Annotated in this window: 18 protein-coding genes; 1 reads left to right on the plus strand and 17 read right to left on the minus strand. The window is 33.7% G+C overall.

Going from position 1 to position 19,208, the window contains the following annotated elements:
• Window positions 1–50: 50 nt before the first annotated feature.
• The 6 genes from B0A75_RS01235 to B0A75_RS01260 all read right to left on the minus strand — a co-directional run bounded on the left by B0A75_RS01235 (window position 51) and on the right by B0A75_RS01260 (window position 4,328).
• The gene (locus B0A75_RS01235; RefSeq protein WP_089052478.1) at window positions 51–1,007 is read right to left on the minus strand and encodes a geranylgeranylglycerol-phosphate geranylgeranyltransferase; all 957 of its coding nucleotides are present in this window, start codon (window positions 1,005–1,007) and stop codon (window positions 51–53) included.
• A gap of 61 nt (window positions 1,008–1,068) precedes the next feature.
• Complete coding sequence (locus B0A75_RS01240; RefSeq protein ID WP_089052479.1) at window positions 1,069–1,659, minus strand: DUF502 domain-containing protein; 591 nt, start codon at window positions 1,657–1,659, stop codon at window positions 1,069–1,071.
• A 73-nt stretch (window positions 1,660–1,732) separates the two neighbouring features.
• A complete protein-coding gene (locus B0A75_RS01245; protein ID WP_089052480.1) occupies window positions 1,733–2,671 on the minus strand; it encodes a mevalonate kinase family protein in 939 nt (312 codons plus the stop codon).
• Window positions 2,672–2,673: 2 nt separating this feature from the next.
• Window positions 2,674–2,979, minus strand: coding sequence for a type II toxin-antitoxin system RelE/ParE family toxin (locus B0A75_RS01250; protein ID WP_089052481.1), 306 nt, complete (start codon window positions 2,977–2,979; stop codon window positions 2,674–2,676).
• Window positions 2,979–3,197 (minus strand): hypothetical protein, encoded by a 219-nt coding sequence (locus B0A75_RS01255; RefSeq protein ID WP_089052482.1) that lies wholly within the window; start codon window positions 3,195–3,197, stop codon window positions 2,979–2,981. Before B0A75_RS01255 ends, B0A75_RS01250 begins: the two co-directional genes overlap by 1 nt.
• A gap of 30 nt (window positions 3,198–3,227) precedes the next feature.
• Window positions 3,228–4,328 carry a diphosphomevalonate/mevalonate 3,5-bisphosphate decarboxylase family protein gene (locus B0A75_RS01260; protein ID WP_089052483.1) on the minus strand — a complete coding sequence of 367 codons (1,101 nt, stop codon included), beginning with the start codon at window positions 4,326–4,328 and terminating at the stop codon, window positions 3,228–3,230.
• A 152-nt stretch (window positions 4,329–4,480) separates the two neighbouring features.
• Here B0A75_RS01260 and B0A75_RS01265 point away from each other — a divergent pair, with 152 nt between their 5' ends.
• A complete protein-coding gene (locus B0A75_RS01265) occupies window positions 4,481–4,957 on the plus strand; it encodes a TspO/MBR family protein (RefSeq protein WP_089052484.1) in 477 nt (158 codons plus the stop codon).
• A gap of 56 nt (window positions 4,958–5,013) precedes the next feature.
• Here B0A75_RS01265 and B0A75_RS01270 read toward each other — a convergent pair whose 3' ends face one another.
• From B0A75_RS01270 to B0A75_RS01320, 11 genes are all read right to left on the minus strand, one after another.
• Window positions 5,014–5,721, minus strand: coding sequence for a hypothetical protein (locus B0A75_RS01270; RefSeq protein WP_089052485.1), 708 nt, complete (start codon window positions 5,719–5,721; stop codon window positions 5,014–5,016).
• Between the two features lie 6 nt (window positions 5,722–5,727).
• On the minus strand, window positions 5,728–6,480 hold the full coding sequence (locus B0A75_RS01275) for a carboxypeptidase-like regulatory domain-containing protein (protein ID WP_089052486.1): 753 nt from the start codon (window positions 6,478–6,480) through the stop codon (window positions 5,728–5,730).
• Between the two features lie 73 nt (window positions 6,481–6,553).
• Window positions 6,554–7,231, minus strand: a complete 678-nt coding sequence (locus B0A75_RS01280) for an MBL fold metallo-hydrolase (RefSeq protein ID WP_089052487.1) — start codon at window positions 7,229–7,231, stop codon at window positions 6,554–6,556.
• Between the two features lie 60 nt (window positions 7,232–7,291).
• Window positions 7,292–7,864, minus strand: coding sequence for a Crp/Fnr family transcriptional regulator (locus tag B0A75_RS01285; protein WP_089052488.1), 573 nt, complete (start codon window positions 7,862–7,864; stop codon window positions 7,292–7,294).
• Window positions 7,865–7,867: 3 nt separating this feature from the next.
• Window positions 7,868–8,515: an HAD family hydrolase gene (locus tag B0A75_RS01290; RefSeq protein WP_089052489.1), complete on the minus strand. Its 648-nt coding sequence runs from the start codon at window positions 8,513–8,515 to the stop codon at window positions 7,868–7,870.
• Between the two features lie 6 nt (window positions 8,516–8,521).
• Complete coding sequence (locus tag B0A75_RS01295; protein ID WP_089052720.1) at window positions 8,522–9,730, minus strand: BaiN/RdsA family NAD(P)/FAD-dependent oxidoreductase; 1,209 nt, start codon at window positions 9,728–9,730, stop codon at window positions 8,522–8,524.
• A gap of 194 nt (window positions 9,731–9,924) precedes the next feature.
• Window positions 9,925–10,602, minus strand: coding sequence for a glycerophosphodiester phosphodiesterase (locus tag B0A75_RS01300; RefSeq protein WP_089052490.1), 678 nt, complete (start codon window positions 10,600–10,602; stop codon window positions 9,925–9,927).
• A gap of 222 nt (window positions 10,603–10,824) precedes the next feature.
• The gene (locus B0A75_RS01305; protein WP_089052491.1) at window positions 10,825–12,486 is read right to left on the minus strand and encodes an alpha-amylase family glycosyl hydrolase; all 1,662 of its coding nucleotides are present in this window, start codon (window positions 12,484–12,486) and stop codon (window positions 10,825–10,827) included.
• 197 nt (window positions 12,487–12,683) lie between these two features.
• Window positions 12,684–14,546, minus strand: a complete 1,863-nt coding sequence (locus B0A75_RS01310; protein ID WP_089052492.1) for a glycoside hydrolase family 13 protein — start codon at window positions 14,544–14,546, stop codon at window positions 12,684–12,686.
• A 142-nt stretch (window positions 14,547–14,688) separates the two neighbouring features.
• Window positions 14,689–16,803, minus strand: a complete 2,115-nt coding sequence (locus tag B0A75_RS01315; protein WP_089052493.1) for a glycoside hydrolase family 97 protein — start codon at window positions 16,801–16,803, stop codon at window positions 14,689–14,691.
• Window positions 16,804–16,830: 27 nt separating this feature from the next.
• Window positions 16,831–19,134: a glycoside hydrolase family 65 protein gene (locus B0A75_RS01320; RefSeq protein ID WP_089052494.1), complete on the minus strand. Its 2,304-nt coding sequence runs from the start codon at window positions 19,132–19,134 to the stop codon at window positions 16,831–16,833.
• Window positions 19,135–19,208: the final 74 nt, after the last annotated feature.

The following is a 19,208-nucleotide window of genomic DNA, read 5'->3' on the forward strand; positions in this document are numbered from 1 at the left end:
TGAATTGGAAAATAAATAGATTTCGAATTTAAATCTGTTTGAATTAACTTTTAGTAATTAGAGATCAATTCACGTCCGTGCCACAAAACACTTGGATTGATCAAAACAATGCAAAAAACTCCCGATACGATCAAGAATTTTAAAACATTATGTAACAATAAAAATTGTTCTTTAGAATTTGATTTCCACAGATAAAGCAGGAAAAAAAGCAAAACAATAAAACAGGTGTAAAAGTAAATATCCATATAACCAACATCATAAATATTGACTAGAATATAGACCGGAATTACCGTTAAAAACGTCAAAATGGTGATGATCTGTTTAGATACTTTTTCGTTATAAATAATTGGAATTGTATGGTAATTATTAGCTAAATCTCCTTTTAGATTTTCTAAGTCTTTTATCATTTCTCTAATCAAAAGCAGTAAAAACAAGAACATTGCGTGTGCCGAAATTACGGCGAAATGGCTTCTGTGATTCTCAATTTCTTCAAATGAAATCGAATTGTAGAAATACAATAAAATGGCAAAAAAAGGAATAACAGCCATAAATGCAGCAGTTAAATTGCCTATAATGGGGTATCTTTTTATTTTATGAGAGTAAAACCAGATTATAAAAATATAAGCAGAAAAGAATAAAAAAGCCCGCCAAGAAACAATAAAAGCCATTAAAGCGGCTAAAAAATTTAGACTAAAATAGACTGATAATTTGGTTTTTTGACTAACCAATCGATCCAGCATTGATTTGTTGGGCCTGTTTATTAAGTCTTTTTGACTGTCATAAAAATTATTAATAATATAACCTGAAGCAATTGTTACGGCAGATGCAAAGACTATTAGGAATAAATTAAAATCAAGGAGAATGTCGAGTGCTCTTTTTTCTGGTGCTAAAATAAAAATTGCTGATAAATACTGCGCCAGAATAATAATCGGAATGTTGTAACCGCGAACCACAGAGAACAAACTTACAATTTTCATTAATAAAAGTTTGTGTTGTCTGCTTAACATGAGTTATAAGGGGATTGATTAGATTTAGGGGAAGTTAAAAGTTATTTTTTGATTCTGAAATTTAGAGTTTGTTTTTTAACAATTCTTTAGAGCCATAACCTAATTTTCGAATACAGGCTAGAGCTTGTTTTTGTGTAATTTGAATGTCAGTAATATCCTTTTTTTCAACAAAAACGACTGATCCGCTCCACGGATTTGGTGCATCTGGAATAAAAACCGTAAATTGATTTTCATTTACCTGCTCTATTAAAAAAGCAAATTGCAAACCAGCATCAGTAGGAACTAAAATTACTTTTAAGTCTTCATTAGATTCAAATCCTAAAATATTTTCGTTCATGCTTTTCATAAATGAATAACCTGGAACGAAACTCAAAATGCCATCTTCTAGTTTCTGGACCAGCTTTTTAGCATTTGCCGTTTTTGCCAATACTCCAGCAACAAAACAAATAAGAATTATAATCAGTATTCCAATAAGCTCTTGAATGGCAATTCCTAAAACATTTACTTTAGGGAAGCTGTTTACAAGAGGGAGTGTGGTTTTTTGAACGATGACATATCCTTTTTCTAATACAATCAGTAATACAACTAAAGGTACTAAAAATAGAATTCCTCCTAAAAAAGTTGCTTTGATAATTTTTAAAATACTTTTCATATTCAGTAACTTTTTTAGGATTAAATATTAGGAAAGTGTATTCAAATAATTATGCTTTTTAAGAAAATTAAACTTAAAATTGGTAAACTACTTCTAGTTTGTAATCTTTTAAAGAGGCTTTTGCACGTTCTAAATCCTCAGTAAAACCAAGAATATAGCCGCCGCCGCCAGAACCGCAAAGTTTCAAATAGTAATCGTTTGTGTCAATTCCGTTTTGCCAGATTCCGTGAAACTGTTCAGGAATCATTGGTTTAAAGTTGTTTAAAACCACTTTAGAAAGTTTCTTTGTATTGGTAAACAAAGATTTCATGTCTCCATGTAAAAAGTTTTCTACACAAGCATCGGTATATTTTACAAATTGGTTTTTAAGCATTGTACGGAAACCTTTGTCTTTTAGGTTTTCCATGAAAATGTTAACCATCGGCGCAGTTTCGCCAACAATTCCAGAGTCTAATAAAAATACAGCGCCTTTTCCGTCAAAACTTTGAGTTGGAATTCCCGTTGCTTCAATATTATCTTTAGAATTAATTAAAATTGGAATGCTCAAATAACTGTTTAATGGATCTAAACCAGAACTTTTTCCATGGAAAAAACTCTCCATTTGAGAAAATATGTTTTTTAACTGCAATAGTTTTTCGCGAGTTAAATTCTCTAAAACCGTGATTTTGTTTGTAGCATATTTATCATAAATTGCTGCTACAAGTGCACCGCTGCTTCCAACACCGTAACCTTGCGGAATACTAGAATCGAAGTACATTCCAGTTTCGACATCATTTTTTAAAGTGTCTAAATCAAAAGTAACCAATTCAGGCTGTTGTACATGTAAAACTTCAAGATAAGAAGCAAAGCTTTTTAAACTTCTGTTTGATGCAATAGCTTCAGCCGAAGGTTCTTCAGACTTTTTTAATGCACCGTTGTAAAAATTATAAGGAATAGAAAGTCCTTTAGAGTCGCGGATAATTCCATATTCTCCAAAGAGTAATATTTTTGAGTAAAATAATGGTCCTTTCATGTTTATTTAATGTCTTTTTTTATTTTATTTGGGTCTTGTCTGGTGTCAAAAACGGTATGAATCCTAATTTCATTTGAGCCAAAACTATACAAGAGACTTGATTGCTTTGTAACAACGCATTTTCGATATTTTTTATTTACAGATGATTTAGGGAAAATTTCAGGATTCATGCTGATTATTGAAATTGCTTTCTCAAATTTCATAAGAAACATTTCTTTGGATTTTCTTGACCATTTAGCTTCAATAAAATTTAAAACTGCATCTAAATTTTTCTCCGCTGTTTTTGAAAAACTTACTTTAAGATTCACTATCTGTATTTTTTCATAACATCCTCATAGCTTTTAAATTCGCCTCTTTCAAATTCTAATTCGCTTTGAGTTATATCTTCTTTTTGTTGATCAGTTAAATCATCCCACCAATCTTTTTTCTTTTTAGAAAAAATTTTCTTGATAGAATCGATAATAGTTGGATCTTCAGTTTCCACTAATTTTTTTATCAGCTCAAGTTTTTCTAATTGAATGTCCATAATCAAAATTTTAATTAAAGATACGGAAAATTACAATGCAATTGCTCCGTCTCCAATTTTGTCGCAAATGTACTGACGATTCTGACAAAATACAACTAATTCGTCCTGAATAAATTGAAGTACTTTTTCGGTAACGTTTTCGGGATAAAGTACATGTACATTTGCGCCGGCATCAAGTGTAAAACAAACTGGAATCTGGGTTTCGTTTCTGAATTTCCAAATTGCATTTATGATTTGCAGCGTATTTGGCTTCATCAAAATAAAATAAGGCATCGATGTCATCATCATCGCATGTAAAGTCAAAGCTTCACTTTCAACAACTTTAATGAATTCGTCTAAATTGCCGCTTGCAAAAATCGAAATTAACTGATCTAAGTTTTCATGAGCTTGAGCAAAACGTCTTTCAGCATAAGGATGATTGTGCATTAAATCGTGACCCACTGTACTTGAGACTTGTTTCTCGCCTTTATCAACCAATAAAATTGTGTCTTGATAATTCTTGAAATTCTCATGAATTGTGTACGGAAATTCAACTCCAAATAAATCAGAGCTTCCTTCAATATTAGCTTGGTTTCCCCAAACAACTACCTCTCCTTTTACACTTCGGCAGGCACTTCCTGAACCTAAACGAGCCAAAAATGAAGCTTTTTGATAAAAATATTGATCAGTCATTTCAGGATTTAGCAATTTTTCCAAACTCATAAAGTTCATTGCCAGAGCTGCCATTCCTGATGCCGATGAAGCAATTCCGGAACTGTGCGGAAATGTATTTTGTGTATCAATCGTAAAATGATAATCTTTCAAAAATGGCAGATAAACTTCAACTCTTTCTAGAAATTTCTGAATTTTTGGTTTGAAATCTTCCTTTGGTTTTCCTTCAAAAAGTAAATCAAAAGAAAATCCATTTGTCTCGCTGAGCGGAGTCGAAGCGCTTTTCTTAGAAAATCCTAATTTCGTAATTGTTTTACAATTGTTTAAAGTAAAACTTACCGATGGATTTGCCGGAATTTGATTGTCTTTTTTTCCCCAATATTTTACTAATGCAATATTGCTGGGAGCGCTCCACTCAAAGTTTCCGTTTTCGATTGTTGAAGTATATGGATTTGGAATAAAATCAGCTGCTGTAAACATGAATTATAAAATTTTGGCAAAGATAGTTTTTAAATTTTTTCGCCATATAAGTAATATGAGAAAATATAAATCGGCTTTACTAAAATGAACTTATAGTACTTATATGGTTTAAACTTTTCTTTTGACTATTTTTGAATACAAAATTTAATGAAATGAATAAATACGTAAAAATTGCAATAGCTTTATTGGTTTGTTTAGCAGTAGGATATTCTGCCAGTACAGTAACCAGACCGAGTGTTGAAAGTTGGTATCCAACGATTGTAAAACCAGTTTTTAATCCGCCAAATTGGATTTTTATGCCTGTTTGGACTTTGCTTTACATTTTTATGGCAGTTGCAGCGGGATTAGTTTGGGATAAAATAAAGGAACAAACCGAAAAGGTAAAAACAGCGCTTCTTTTCTTTTTGATTCAATTAACGCTTAATGCGATTTGGTCGTATTTATTCTTCGGATTAAAAAATCCGCTTTTGGCTTTAATCGAGATTGTTCTTTTATGGCTTATGATTTACGAAACGTATTTGAAATTCTCCAAAATCAATAAAATTTCAGGTTATTTATTAATTCCATATTTAGCTTGGGTTGCGTTTGCAACGGTTTTAAATGCTAGTATCTGGTGGTTGAATAAGTAGAATTTTGTTTGAGGTTTCACGTTTTTCTTTGTTTCAAGTTTATATAATGATTCAACTTACTCAAGTTTCTTAAATTCTTCATTTTTAGCATACAAAAAATCCATAACAGCTAAAACATTTGGATTTTCGAGAAGCGTTTTGGATTTCGGATCTGAGTCGCAAAAATCAATAAAAAGCTCTTTTTCTTCAGGTTTTATTTTTAGATTTTTTAGAAAAAAATCTGAAGGACAAGCAGCAATAACCAGTTTCTTAAAACGGTCGTCGGCAACTTCAATTGTTTTCTTCTGTTTACCTTTTAAAGGGAATGAAACTCGAAGTGCTTCTCTAATTGAATTATCACTAACTCCTGTATTCCAGAATAAATCTTTGTTATTTTTACTAATTAATACATCTGCAACATCATCAGCACTAATCTTAATTTTATCAAATTCGACCTTATTTATTATAACTTCATTCAATTCTTCAGGTTTCAGAATCATCTTAACGAGGAGATTGTTGTTCTCAATATCTTTGGTGGTGATTTTTAATCTAGTAAATAAATAATCTTTCGTATAGAAAATTAAACTGTCCTGCATTTTTACCAAAATCGAGAATTCTCCTAATTCATTTGTTCTTGTACTAGTTTGTGCTGTTTTATTAATGACTTCAACATCTTTCAGAGCTAGATTTTGAGAAAGCACTTTTCCGTGAAGCACTTTTTCGGTCTGAGCAATACTAAATTGATAAGTGAAAAAAGAAATTGTGGTAAGTAATTTTAGTTTCATCAAACTTTAGTTTTTAATTTCGGTTTTCAGCTTTTTAAATTCTTCATTTTTTGCATTCAAAAAATCTGTTATAGAAAGGATATTAGGATTTTCTGAAATTATTTTAGATTGAGAATCAGCATCACAAAACTGTAGAAACAATTCTTTTTCTTCTGGCTTTAGTTTTAAATCTTTGTCAAAAAAATCGGGATTTATAGTGTTTCTAATTAGTTGAACAAATTCTATTTTTTTGATTTTTGGTTTAGGTTTTTCATCTTCTTTTTTTAATAGGTAGTAAATTTGCTTGCCGAGATAGACGAAATCGGGAGCATAGGGGTTGGGCCCAAAATCGTGATAACCTTCGATCTTTAATCCTGGCTTCGGTTTGTGCGAATTTAGTTTAATTTGCAATATTTCTTCCTTACTCAGTTTAATTGAGGTAGTTCTCTTGTCTAAAATAACTACTTCATTCAATTCTTCCGCTTTCGGAATCATATCTATGATAAGATTATTGGTTTCGATTTCCTTTGCGGTAATTTTCAACCGTGCGAATAGATAATCTTTAGAGAAGAATAGCAAGCTGTCTTTTGCTTTTACTAGAATCGAGAATTCTCCTCGTTCATTTGTTCTTGTACTAGTTTGAGCTGTTTTATTTATTACTTCAACTTTATTGAGAGGAGAATTATTAGAAATAACTTTCCCGTGAAGTAGTTTTTCGGTTTGGGAAATACTAAGCTGATATGTGAAAAAAGAAATTGTGGTAAGTAATTTTACTCTCATATAGGATTAATTAGTTGAGAGTAAAATTATTAGAATAGTCTTAACGAAAACTTGTGAAATCTGTAAATTCTTGTTAATAATATCGTTTGAGTTTTTGAACGAAGTTCTCTAACTCTCCATTATTTTTTAAAACAGGGCCATGTCCAAAACAAAGTATTTTAGGTTTTAAAGCCGCTAGTTTTAAAATGGATTTTCTATTCGTTTCTTTATCAGAGGTAAATAACTGAGGCGGTTCGTGTAAGCCGACTTTTGTTGTCAAAAGATTCATATTGGTCATCACATCACCAACAATTAAAACGCCATCACTTTCTCTAAAATAGGACAAATGTCCGCTGGAATGCCCTGGAGTTTCAATAACTGTGAATCCGCCAATTTTATCGCCTTCTTTTAAAGTTTCAGAAACTTGATGACCCTTTCCCGCCCAGAAGTTTTTTTGAAACTTTGAAATAATATGATTCGGATTCGGATATTCGAAAATTACATTGCCATTTTCGGCAGCTATTTTTTCGGGTGAACTGCATAAAAGCGGAATGTTCAAAGTTTCACAGATTATTTTACTGCTTCCCTGATGGTCGGCGTGAGCATGAGTTAAAACATGTTTTGTTATTGATTTGTCTTTTAAGGCTTTTAAAATTATTCCGCTTGAACTTCGAATTCCGGCATCAATTAAAACATCTTCAATTACATAACAATTAATAGCATTTCTTGGAAACAATGGAATTTGGTAAACGTCTTTGGCAATATTTTTCATTTTCTTGAATTTTATATTGACAAAGATTTGAATTTGGTTTTTTATTCTACTTGATAAATGTTAAGAAATACTTTGGCGAATTCTACTCAGAGATTCCGGTGTAATTCCGAGAAAGGAAGCGATATAAATTAATGGAGTGCGCTGAATTATTTTGGCAGGAGCCGATTCGAGAAAAGTAAGATATTTTTCTTTTGCCGGAATCATTTGCAATTTTAAAACGCGATCTGCCATGCATAGATAATTTTGTTCGGCTAAAATTCTTCCAACGCGTTCCCAATTTGGAATTTCGTGATACAGAAACTGCATTTTTTCGAAGGTGATCGAAAGTACTTCGCAATCTTCTATACACTGAATATTTTCAAAAGAAGGAGATTGATTTATAAAACTGGAATACGAAGCGATAAAACCTTCATCAGAGCTTAAATACGTTGTAATTTCTTTTCCATCTTTCAGATAATAAACTCGTGCTAAGCCTTCAACAATAAAGAAAATCTTACTGCTGATTTTTCCCATTGACGAAAGATATTCTTTGGCATTAAAATTTTCATATTCAAAACAAGAATCGATCTTTTCGATTTCATTTTCAGAAAACGAAGCGATTGATAGTATTTGTTTTTGTAATGAAGAGTTCATGATTTATAATATCGCGATTAATTCCGAAGCATTGTTGATAACCAATTTTGCACCGCTGGTTTTCAATTCTTCTTCGGTTCTGTAACCCCAGGAAACACCAACAGGGAACATTTTAGCATTTACTGCCGTTTGCATATCAATATCTGAGTCGCCTACAAACAGAATTTCTTCAGGTTTTAAATTCCAGTTTTTGCTGATTTCTACAGCCTCAAACGGATTCGGTTTTTTAAGTTCTTCGATGCTTAAACCAACTGCGGTATCAAAATAATTTGGAAATATTTCTGATGCTATTTTCTTTGTCAATTCATCCGCTTTGTTGGAGAAAACTGCCATTTTGATGTTTTGCGAAGTCAGATTTTCTAATAGTTCGACAATGCCTTCGTATGGTTTGGTTTTCAAAGTACAGATTTCACGGTACTCATTAATCATGCTTTCAAAACAAATTTCGATCTGCTCGTCAGAATTGTTTGTTGAAGGAAGTGCTTTACTAACAAGATTTCGCAATCCGCTTCCGATAAAATATTGATAGGTATCGTAAGTGTGCGTTGGATAATTTAGACTTTCAAGGACTGTATTCATTGCATCTGAAATATCGTGCAGTGAATCGACTAGTGTTCCGTCTAAATCAAAAATAATTCCTTTAAATTTCATTTTGTATTAAATATTTTGAGCCAGAATAAACCCGCTTGTCCAGGCATTCTGAAAATTAAATCCGCCTGTAATAGCGTCGATATTTACAATTTCACCCGCAAAATAAAGGTTTTCATGGATTTTGCTTTCCATTGTTTTGAAATTGATTTCTTTTAAATCGATTCCACCGGCGGTTACAAATTCTTCTTTAAAAGTGCTTTTTCCGTTTACTTTAAATTCGGCTTTTGTAAGCTGTGTGGTTAAATTCTGTAATTGAATTTTAGATAAATCCGCCCATTTGGTTTCAACTTCAATACCCGAAGCTAAAACTAAACTTTCCCACAAACGATTTGGAAAGTCAAAAGGAGATTTTTTTGAAACTGCTTTTTTAGCGTGTTCCTGTTTTAAGTCTTTTAGGATTTTTTCAGCATCTTCGTAATCAACATCATTTAACCAATTGACAAAAATGGTAAACTGATAATTTTTATCGTGTAAAATACGTGCGCCCCAAGCCGAAAGTTTTAGAATCGCGGGACCGCTCATTCCCCAATGTGTGATTAACAAAGGTCCTGTTGATTCCAGTTTAGTATCTTTTACGTTTACGGTAACTTGTGCAGCAACGCCTGGCAATTCTTTAATTCTGGAATCTTTGATATTGAATGTAAATAGGGAAGGAACTGGGCTTACAACAGCATGTCCGTGTTGTTGTAGCATTTCCCATATTTTTGGATTACTTCCTGTTGCCATGACTAATTTTTCGGCAGCGAAATTGTCGCTTTGTGTATCAATTTTCCAGTGATTTTCTTTTTTGAAAATAGATTGCACGCTTTGTCCAGTCAATACTTTTATCCCTAGTTTTTCGGTTGCTTTTAGGAAACAGTCAATTATGGTTTGTGATGAATTAGAAACAGGAAACATTCTCCCGTCTTCTTCTATTTTTAATTCTACACCATGTTTTTCGAACCATTCGATTGTATCTCCAGAACAAAATTGATGAAAAGGCCCGCGAAGTTCTTTTTCTCCACGAGGATAAAATTTAACCAATTCGTTTGGCTCAAAACAAGCGTGAGTAACGTTGCAGCGTCCACCACCGGAAACGCGGACTTTAGAAAGAACTTCTTTTCCTCTTTCTAAAATGGCAATTTTTAGTTTCGGATTTTTCTCTGCAATATTAATTGCGGTAAAAAAGCCTGCGGCGCCTCCGCCGACGATTAGTATGTCGAAATTTTTGATCATATTTTTTTTGGTTGCCACGGATTACACGAATTGGCACTAATTTTTTTTGCCACAGATTACATTGATTTAAAGGATTTTTTCTTTTCGCCACGAATTACACAAATTTCCACGAATTATTTTATCATGTTGAAATTTGTGTTATTCGTGGTAAACAAATCTGTGCTAATCCTTCAATCTGGGGCTATTTTTTACTTTTATATTTTGTCTGGATTATCAGAGATAATTCCGTTTACGTTATAACTTTTTACTTTTTGAATGTCTTCTTTGCTGTTTACTGTCCAAGGTAAAACGAGAAAACCTTTTTCCTGTATATGATGAACATTTTCTGTATTCAATAAATTAAAATCAGGATGAATGGCTTTTGCTTTTATTTTTTCGGCGAAAGCCAAAGCGGTATTTATATCTTCCTCTGTTAAAACACCAATCGGGATATTTGAATTTAAAGTTGATGTTTCCTCTAACATATTCCAATCAAAACTTGAAACTATAAAATGATTGTAATTCCAGTTTTTATCTGAAATATATTCTTCAATTAATGCAACAACTTTATTGGGAGTTGCCAAACCTTTTAATTCAATATTGATGAGACATTTTTTATCAACCAGATCAAAAACCTCATTTAAAGTTGGGATTTGGTATTTCCCATCAATCAAAAATGATTTTAACTCAGCTAAAGAAAACGAATTTACTAAACCTTTTCCGTTTGTTGTTCTGTCAATGGTTTCGTCATGAATTACAATAATTTGTTCGTCAGAAGATAAATGAACATCTAACTCAATTCCATCTGAATTTAGGTCTAAGGCTTTTTGGAAAGCTTGTAAAGTATTTTCAGGTTCGTAGGCCTTGGCGCCTCGATGTGCAATTTTTAGCATTTTGCAGTGTTTTTTCTAACCGCAAAGGTCGCAAAGTTTTACGCAATCCCGATAGCTATCGGGAGCAAATATTATAAAAAAAGTTAGCCACAGATTATAGGGATTAAACTGATTTTGAAATCTGTGATAAATTATGTCTCTCGCAGATTTAGCAGATTCGGCAGATTTTATTAAAATTATCTGCTCAATCTCCTAAATCTGCGAGAGAAAAAAATATTTATTTTAAATCTCTTCTAATAAAGCAATATCAAAATCATTGTCTATAATTACTTTTCCATCAATAACTTCAACATTTTGATTTGAATAAGCGTCTTTTAGTTTTGTTCCGTTTGGGAAGATATCGCCAACAGGAAGTTCTTTTCTGCCTTTTGGCAGATCAACTCCCATAATTACTTTATCTGTAAAAGTGCCTTTGGTAAAGGTTCTAGAAAAAGTGTAAGGATACGGATTAATCAGTTTGTGAACACCCGCACCAACTGCTGGATGATTTTTTCTAAACTGACCTAATTTCTGCCAATGCAAAAGTGTTTTTTGTGTTTCGGGATTATTCTGTATAGCATCCCAATTCATATTCGAGCGTAAAGTGGCATCGCCTTGCGTTCCTTCAATAACTAAAGATCTTGCCGATTCGTCTCCATAATATATTTGTGACATGCCTGGTGAGAGTAATAATTTAGTTCCGGCTTCGATACTTTTTGTTCGGTTCGCATCAAAAGGTTGTCCGTCGTCGTGCGAAGACATATAGTTTAAAACCGAATATCCTTTTAAGTCATTATTTAAATGATTCGAATATTTAGAAAATAAACCTTCATAATCGTTTTGTGCAGCGTTCCATTTAAATTCAAAATTGATCATGCTGTTGAAACCATTTTGGAAATAATTTACTTTTCGATCTCCAAAATCATAATCCTGCCCGCCGCTTATTCCGTAACCGTAAACTTCTGCAATGGTATAAAACTGATTTTGATCTAAAACTTCTTTTGGATGGTTTTTCTTCCATGTTTCAAAAGCGTAATCGCATTCTTTTTTAAAATCGGCCCAAACGTTTTCATCGGTATGTTTTACGGTATCTCCACGATAGCCGTCAACTCCAAATTCTAGAATATAATCTGTAAGCCATTTTATAATGTAATATTTTGGCGTTCTTGGATAATTTGTTCTTTTGAAGAATTCGTCAAGTGAAGTAATTTCTTTTTCGTAACGGCCTTCTTTTCTCCATTTTTCAATTAAAAAAGGAGGTAATTCCACTTCTTGAACACTTTCTGTTCTGACGTCTGGAAGATTATCAACCAAAGTACACATTGTTGTATTTTCGAACGATTTGTAATCACAGATAACACCAGTTCTAACCCAGTCTGAAGGCCAAACAGGATCTTCTGGAGTTACTGGTCCGGTGTGATTTATTACGCCGTCTAGAATTATTCGAATACCTTTTTCATGTGCTTTTTTGACTAGTTTTGCCAAGTTTTCTTTTGTTCCAAAGTTTGGATCGAGAGCAGTCCAATCTTTTGCCCAATAGCCATGATAACCGTAACTCAATCCGGTTCCCTCGTCAACTCCGTCGTGAATTTGTTCGACAATTGGCGTAAGCCAAATGGCATTTATTCCTAGTTTTTCAAAATAACCTGATTCGATTTTTTTGGTAATTCCTATGATGTCGCCGCCTTCAAATCCGCGTAGTTTTCCCGGAGTTTTGGTTCGGTTAAAGTTGACATCGTTGGAAGTGTCTCCGTTGTAAAAACGATCTGTAAGTAAAAAATAAACATTTGCTCCTTCCCAAACGAAAGGTGTTTTCGAAGTATTATTCATTGCAACTGATTTTGAGCCAGAACAACTCATTGTTAAGTATACTAAAGATAAAAAAAGGAAAGTGTATTTTTTCATTATTTTAGAATATTTTAGGATGGATTGTGTTGAAAAAAATAGCCACGAATTCACGAATTTTTATTCTCAAAGATTGTCAAAAAATAATTCGTGAATTCGTGGCGGAAAAAAAAGTTTCTCGCAGATCTCGCAGATTTGGCTGATTTTTTTTTAAATGATCTGCTTAATCTCCTAAATCTGCGAGAGTGAAAATTTTGTTATTCCAATTCTAAAACCAAGGCTGATTTTGGTTCTAAAGTAATTTCAGTAGCTAAATCGAATGTTTTTCCAGTGATAACATCTTTACCTGATTTAAAGTTTTTGATGTTTTCTTTGAAACGGTTGGTTTTTACAACCTGCTCTTTTGCATTGTTATTGAAAACCACCATTACGGTTTTCGCATCAGTGTATCTGAAATAAACGTACGTATTATTTTCAGGAATATAATGCGTCATTTTTCCGAAATGTACTGCTTCATTCGATTTTCTCCAGTTGAATAATTTTGAACTAAAATCAAAATATTGCGCTTGTTGAGTTGTTCTTCCTGATGCTGTGAAAGCATTGTTTTTATCACCTACCCATCCGCCTGGGAAATCCTGACGAATATCGGCATCTCCGCCTTTACCTTTATCACCGCCCATTCCGATTTCTGAACCGTAATAGATTTGCGGAATTCCGCGAACTGTTGCCAATAAAGTTATCGCCAGTTTGTATTTTGGTAAATCATATTTAAAGTTATGATTTAAACGGTCTGTGTCATGATTTTCGGCAAAAACTAAAAGATTATTGGTGTTTGGATATAAAAAGTCCATTGCAAAATTGTTGTAGAATTTAATCAATCCGCTGTCCCAGTTTGGTGTGTCTTCATTGAAAGCAGAAGCAATCTGACTTTGAAGCGTAAAGTCCATTACACTTGGAAGGTTTGAATTGTAGTTTTCAATAGCACCAATTTTACTGTCTTTCTGCCAAAAAGCTAAATTCGCTTGATTGTGCATCCAGATTTCGCCCACAATATTAAAATTCGGGTATTCATTTGTAATTGATTTTGCCCATTCTGCCATGGCAGTTTTATCCGAATAATTATAAGTGTCTACTCTAAATCCGTCAAGATTCGCAAATTCAATCCACCAAATCGCATTTTGCGTTAAGTATTTTGCAACCAAAGGATTTCTTAAATTCAAATCGGGCATTGAAGGTACAAACCAGCCGTCAACACAAACTTCCTGATCTGTTTTAGAAGCATGAATGTCTGTAATTACTTCGCGACGGTGATGTGTTTGCGTGAAAGTTTCGAATTGGTTGAACCAAGTTTTAGTTGGAATATCTTTCATCATCCAGTGCGTAATTCCCCAGTGATTCGTAACATAATCCATAACAAGTTTCATGTTTTTTTTGTGCATTTCTGCAGAAAGACGAGCGTAATCGTCATTCGTTCCGTAACGCGGATCTATTTTGTAAACATCCGATTGTCCGTAAGTATGGTACGAATGTTGTTTGTCGTTGTCTTCGCATAGAGGCGTGCTCCAAATTGTAGTGGCACCAAGAGACGAAATATAATCTAAGTTTTTGATAATTCCTTCGATATCGCCGCCGTGACGTCCACTTGGATCTTGACGATTTGCTTTTTCAGTTAAAGAAGCGTCGCTGTCGTTTTTTGGATTTCCGTTTGCAAAACGATCCGGCATGATTAAATAAATTAAATCCGATGCATCGTAACTTTTTCTGTCTGCCGAATTTGATCTTCTTTCTTTAAGCGAATATTTCTGCGTAAAAGCGACTTTGTTTTTGTTTTTGAAAGAGAAAACCAATTCAGAAGCTTTTACATCTTTTGTATCGATTGTTACGAAAAGGTAGTTTGGATTTTCTGTTTTTTCTATATTTTTAATCTGCACATTATTTGAAACCGAAGCTTCATATTGTGAAATGTTTTTTCCGTAGAACATAATCTGTAATTCTGGATTTTTCATTCCTGCATACCAGAAAGGCGGTTCTACTTTTTGGATTTGCGCTTTCGCGGAAGCGGAAAACAACAAAACCATTAGGATTAATTTATAGATGAGTGATGTTTTTTGGTTTTTCATAGTCATAATAATTATTCTAATTGTCAGTCCAAGCGAAGTCGAGAACCTATGTGGCATCTCGACTTCGCTCGATTTGACAAAAAGTTGTTGATTAAAAAAAAGACAAGTAATCTTGGGGGAGAGTTACTTGCCTTTTAAAGAATTATTTGGTTTCTATAATGCTTATTGCATAACCTCCGCCTGGAGCAGAAAGCTGCGATAATTTTGATTTGCTTGTTACAGCAATTTTCTTGATTGTATAAGCTTGCGGATTTGTTTTGTAATGCGCATCTTTTGAATCAGCATAAATTGTTGCAGTATATTTTTTACCTTTTTCAAGGAAACTAAAATCGATGTTTGACGTGCGTGGAGTTTCTCCATTTACATTTCCAACGAACCAGTTGTTTGTTCCTTTTGCTTTACGGGCAACTGTGATGAAATCTCCTGGCTCAGCTTCAATATATTTACTTTCTGACCAGTCTACCGCCACATCTTTAATGAATTGGAATGCATCTGGAAAACGGTTGTAGTTTTCTGGAGTATCAGCGGCCATTTGTAACGGACTATACATAGTGACGTATAATGCCAATTGGTTTGCGATTGTACTGTTTACATGAGATTTGTTATCCGGATTCATTTTGCTGATATCCATTTCGAAGATTCCCGGAGTATAATCCATTGGACCTCCAATTAAACGTGTAAATGGTAAAACGGTAACGTGATTTGGTTTAGAACCTCCAAAAGCTTGGTATTCTGTTCCTCTTGCTGCTTCGTTTCCAATTAAGTTTGGATACGTTCTTGCAATTCCAGTTGGACGAACTGCTTCGTGAGCGTTCACCATAATTTTATAATCGGCTGCTTTTTCGATAGCGTATTGATAATGGTTTACAATCCATTGGTTGTAGTGGTTTTCACCTCTAGGTAAAATATCACCTACGTAACCGCTTTTTACAGCATCATATCCGTTATCGTTCATGAATTTGTAAGCTGCATCCATGTGGCGCTCGTAGTTACGAACTGAACCTGATGTTTCATGGTGCATAATGATTTTTACTCCTTTAGACTTTGCGTAAGCATGCAGCCCTTTTACATCAAAATCTGGATAAGGTGTTACGAAATCAAAAACATAATCTTTTGAATGTCCAAACCAGTCTTCCCAGCCTTCGTTCCAACCTTCAACTAAAACGGCGTCGAAACCATTTGCAGCAGCAAAATCAATGTATTTTTTTACGTTAGCATTGGTTGCTCCGTGCGTTCCGTTTGGTTTTGCTTTTGAGAAATCAGAAACTCCCAATTGAACTGTAGGGAAATCGTTAGTATATGACCAAGAGCTTTTTCCTGTAATCATTTCCCACCAAACACCAATATATTTTACGGGTTTAATCCAAGAAGTATTCTCAATTTTTGATGGATCGTTTAAGTTATAAGTCATTTTTGAAGCTAAGATTTCTCTAGCATCGTCGCTCACCATAATAGTTCTCCAAGGCGAGTGACTTGGCGCCTGCATATAACCTTTGTCACCTTTTGCGTCTGGCGTTAACCAAGAGTTGAAAACGAAGTTTTTATCATCTAAATTCAAGTGCATACAAGAATAGTTGATCAAAGCCGCTTCGTGCAAGTTGATGTAGATTCCGTCGTTTGTTTTTAACATCAAAGAAGTTTGAACTCCTGTTGGAGAAAAGTTCTTTTGCGAAACATTTGCTGTATAAGCTTTTTGAGATAAACCTCTAATTTCAGATAATTTCGATTTTGTGTAATCGTATTCCTGAGTATCATAATCTCCCGGAATCCAGAATGCAGTATGATCTCCAGTCATTGCAAATTGAGATCTTTCTTCCTTAATTACGAAATAAGTAAGATTCTTTTGTGCTGGGAATTCATATCTGAATCCTAAACCGTCTTCAAATAAACGGAAACGAATTACGATTTGTCTGTCTGTTCCTTTTTGGTTTAAAGTAACAGCCAGTTCATTATAATGATTTCTGATGTGATCTACTTCTCCCCAAACTGGTTTCCAAGTTTCATCAAAAGTTGAAGTTTTAGTATCAATAACTGTAAAGTCATTCAATAAAGATTTTTTATCATCTTTAAGTTCAAGACCTAATTTACTGGTTTTTACAACTTCTTTGTTTTTGTATTTTAAATTGTACGTTGGAGTTCCGTCGTTTTGAAGAGAAAATTCCATTACGAACTTGCCTTCGGGTGATTTTAATTGTTGTGCTTCTGCAATTGAGCTAAAAGCAAACAAGATTAAACTTGCGAAAAATAAGTTTTTCATGTTTTTTAGATTTTAGAGTATTGTAATTTAATTAATTTGTACAAATTTATTTGCAGTTATAGGATTTCCGTTAACTACAATTGTTAAATCTTGATCGCCATCTACAGTAAAAGTGGTTTTATCGTGATTTACAGCTACTTTTAGAACTTGATTTCTAAAGTTAATTTTAAAAGAGTAGCCTTTCCATTCTTTTGGAATTTTTGGAGAGAAATGCAATTGATTATTTTTCACTCTCATTCCGCCAAAACCTTCCACAATACTCATCCAAGTTCCTGCCATTGACGTGATGTGACAACCTTCCTCAACTTCTTTGTTGTAATCATCAAGATCTAAACGAGATGTTCTTAAATAAAATGTATATGCCATATCCATTTTGTCTAAAACAGCAGCTTGAATTGAATGTACACAAGGCGAAAGAGAACTTTCGTGAACGGTAAATGATTCATAGAAATCAAAATTTCTTTCTAATTCTTCTCGCGAAAAATGATCTTCGAAGAAATAGAAACATTGTAAAACGTCGGCTTGTTTAATGTATGGCGAACGTAAAACGCGATCCCAAGACCATTTTTGATTAATTGGACGCTGCGATTTATCTAAATCTTTTACTGGAACTAAATCTTTATCTAAGAAACCGTCTTGCTGTAAATAAACGCCAAGTTCTTCAGAAATTGGAAAATACATATCATCGGCAACTTTTTTCCATTTTTTAATTTCTTCTGAAGAAAGATTCACTTTTTGAAGAACGCGTTTATGATCTGCAGGATATTCTGAAGCTACTTTTTCAATTTGTTCTGCAGCAAAATCAATACACCATTTTGCAATATAATTGGTGTAGAAATTATTGTTGATGTTGTTTTCGTATTCGTTTGGACCTGTAACTCCTAATATTACATATTGATTTTTATCTTTTGAGAATGATGCTCTTTGGTGCCAAAAACGTGCAATTCCGATTAAAACTTCTAATCCTTTTTCTGGAATATAAGAGTAATCGCCGGTGTAACGGTAATAGTTGTAAATCGCAAAAGCAATCGCTCCATTTCGGTGAATTTCTTCGTGTGTGATTTCCCATTCGTTGTGACATTCTTCACCATTCATGGTAACCATCGGGTACAATGCAGCGCCGTCTTTGAAGCCTAAATTGTCTTTAGCGTTTTCAATCGCTTTATCCAATTGATTGAAACGGTAAGTCAATAAGTTTCTCGCAACTTGCTGATCTTTTGTCGCCATGTAAAACGGAATACAATAAGCCTCAGTGTCCCAATAAGTAGATCCTCCGTATTTTTCTCCAGTGAAGCCTTTTGGACCAATATTTAAACGAGAATCTTTTCCTAAATAGGTTTGGTTTAATTGGAAAATGTTGAAACGAATTCCTTGTTGTGCTTTTACATCGCCTTCAATAGTAATATCTGACATTTCCCAAATTTTTGCCCAAGCCTCAATTTGATTTTGAAGCAAAGTTTCATAACCTGAATTTACAGCAGATTTAATTACTTTTTCGGCTGCTGCCAAAGTATTTTCGTGGTTTAAAGAAACCGTATATCCACCGATTTTTTGAATAGATGAGGTTTGTCCTTTTGCAATAATTGTTCCGTAAGTGTACTGAACTTTATCTGCCGTTGAATCGATTGTAGATGGCGAAACATTGATGTTTTCTCCGTTTGCCAAAATCGTATTGTGCATGAAAGTCGTAACTTTAAAATGCGTTTTAAACGTTTGAGCCGTAACAAAAGCTTCGTTTGTACCTTTTTTTACTTCAAGCGGTTCCCAGAATTTTTCTTCCCAGTTCGCATCTTCATTACTTACACCAGCATCAACGTAAGGTTTATAAACGATTTTTGCATCTTTATTTAAAGGTGTAATATCATATTTGATAACTCCTGCTTCGTCTAAATCTAAGGAAAGGAAACGACGAACGTTTACTGCGATTTCGGTTCCGTTTTTTAGAATTGCTTCAAAAGAACGATTGTACCAGCCTTCTTTCATATTCAATTCTCTGTGGAAGTTTCTAACTTCGGTACACGTATTTAAATCAAGATTTTCTTCGTTGATTTCAATGTCAATTCCAATCCAGTTTGGAGCGTTTAATACTTTGGCAAAATATTTCGGATAACCATTTTTCCACCAGCCCACTTTTGTTTTGTCTGGATAATAAATCCCGGCAATGTAACTTCCTTGAAAAGTTTCTGCTGAATATGTTTCTTCAAAATTGGCGCGTTGTCCCATAGCACCATTTCCGATACTAAAGAGACTTTCAGACGATTTGACCCTTTCAGCATCAAATCCTTCTTCTATAATTGACCAATTATCTGGTTTTATATAATCTTGGTTCATTTGTTTTTAATTTGATAATTCAGTTAATTAGAAAATGAGATAATTACGCGATTTCGGAAATTATCTAATTGACA

This window comes from Flavobacterium oncorhynchi, from assembly GCF_002217355.1.
Lineage (GTDB): Bacteria > Bacteroidota > Bacteroidia > Flavobacteriales > Flavobacteriaceae > Flavobacterium > Flavobacterium oncorhynchi.

Excerpts from the sequence above, each read along its gene's own strand:
- B0A75_RS01285 (WP_089052488.1), bottom strand. The coding sequence starts at position 7,864 with ATGAACTCTTCATTACAAAAACAAATACTATCAATCGCTTCGTTTTCT.
- B0A75_RS01235 (WP_089052478.1), bottom strand. The coding sequence starts at position 1,007 with ATGTTAAGCAGACAACACAAACTTTTATTAATGAAAATTGTAAGTTTG.
- B0A75_RS01255 (WP_089052482.1), bottom strand. The coding sequence starts at position 3,197 with ATGGACATTCAATTAGAAAAACTTGAGCTGATAAAAAAATTAGTGGAA.
- B0A75_RS01265 (WP_089052484.1), top strand. The coding sequence starts at position 4,481 with ATGAATAAATACGTAAAAATTGCAATAGCTTTATTGGTTTGTTTAGCA.
- B0A75_RS01295 (WP_089052720.1), bottom strand. The coding sequence starts at position 9,730 with ATGATCAAAAATTTCGACATACTAATCGTCGGCGGAGGCGCCGCAGGC.
- B0A75_RS01280 (WP_089052487.1), bottom strand. The coding sequence starts at position 7,231 with ATGAAAAATATTGCCAAAGACGTTTACCAAATTCCATTGTTTCCAAGA.
- B0A75_RS01240 (WP_089052479.1), bottom strand. The coding sequence starts at position 1,659 with ATGAAAAGTATTTTAAAAATTATCAAAGCAACTTTTTTAGGAGGAATT.
- B0A75_RS01310 (WP_089052492.1), bottom strand. The coding sequence starts at position 14,546 with ATGAAAAACCAAAAAACATCACTCATCTATAAATTAATCCTAATGGTT.
- B0A75_RS01275 (WP_089052486.1), bottom strand. The coding sequence starts at position 6,480 with ATGAGAGTAAAATTACTTACCACAATTTCTTTTTTCACATATCAGCTT.
- B0A75_RS01300 (WP_089052490.1), bottom strand. The coding sequence starts at position 10,602 with ATGCTAAAAATTGCACATCGAGGCGCCAAGGCCTACGAACCTGAAAAT.
- B0A75_RS01245 (WP_089052480.1), bottom strand. The coding sequence starts at position 2,671 with ATGAAAGGACCATTATTTTACTCAAAAATATTACTCTTTGGAGAATAT.
- B0A75_RS01290 (WP_089052489.1), bottom strand. The coding sequence starts at position 8,515 with ATGAAATTTAAAGGAATTATTTTTGATTTAGACGGAACACTAGTCGAT.
- B0A75_RS01315 (WP_089052493.1), bottom strand. The coding sequence starts at position 16,803 with ATGAAAAACTTATTTTTCGCAAGTTTAATCTTGTTTGCTTTTAGCTCA.
- B0A75_RS01320 (WP_089052494.1), bottom strand. The coding sequence starts at position 19,134 with ATGAACCAAGATTATATAAAACCAGATAATTGGTCAATTATAGAAGAA.
- B0A75_RS01305 (WP_089052491.1), bottom strand. The coding sequence starts at position 12,486 with ATGAAAAAATACACTTTCCTTTTTTTATCTTTAGTATACTTAACAATG.
- B0A75_RS01260 (WP_089052483.1), bottom strand. The coding sequence starts at position 4,328 with ATGTTTACAGCAGCTGATTTTATTCCAAATCCATATACTTCAACAATC.
- B0A75_RS01270 (WP_089052485.1), bottom strand. The coding sequence starts at position 5,721 with ATGAAACTAAAATTACTTACCACAATTTCTTTTTTCACTTATCAATTT.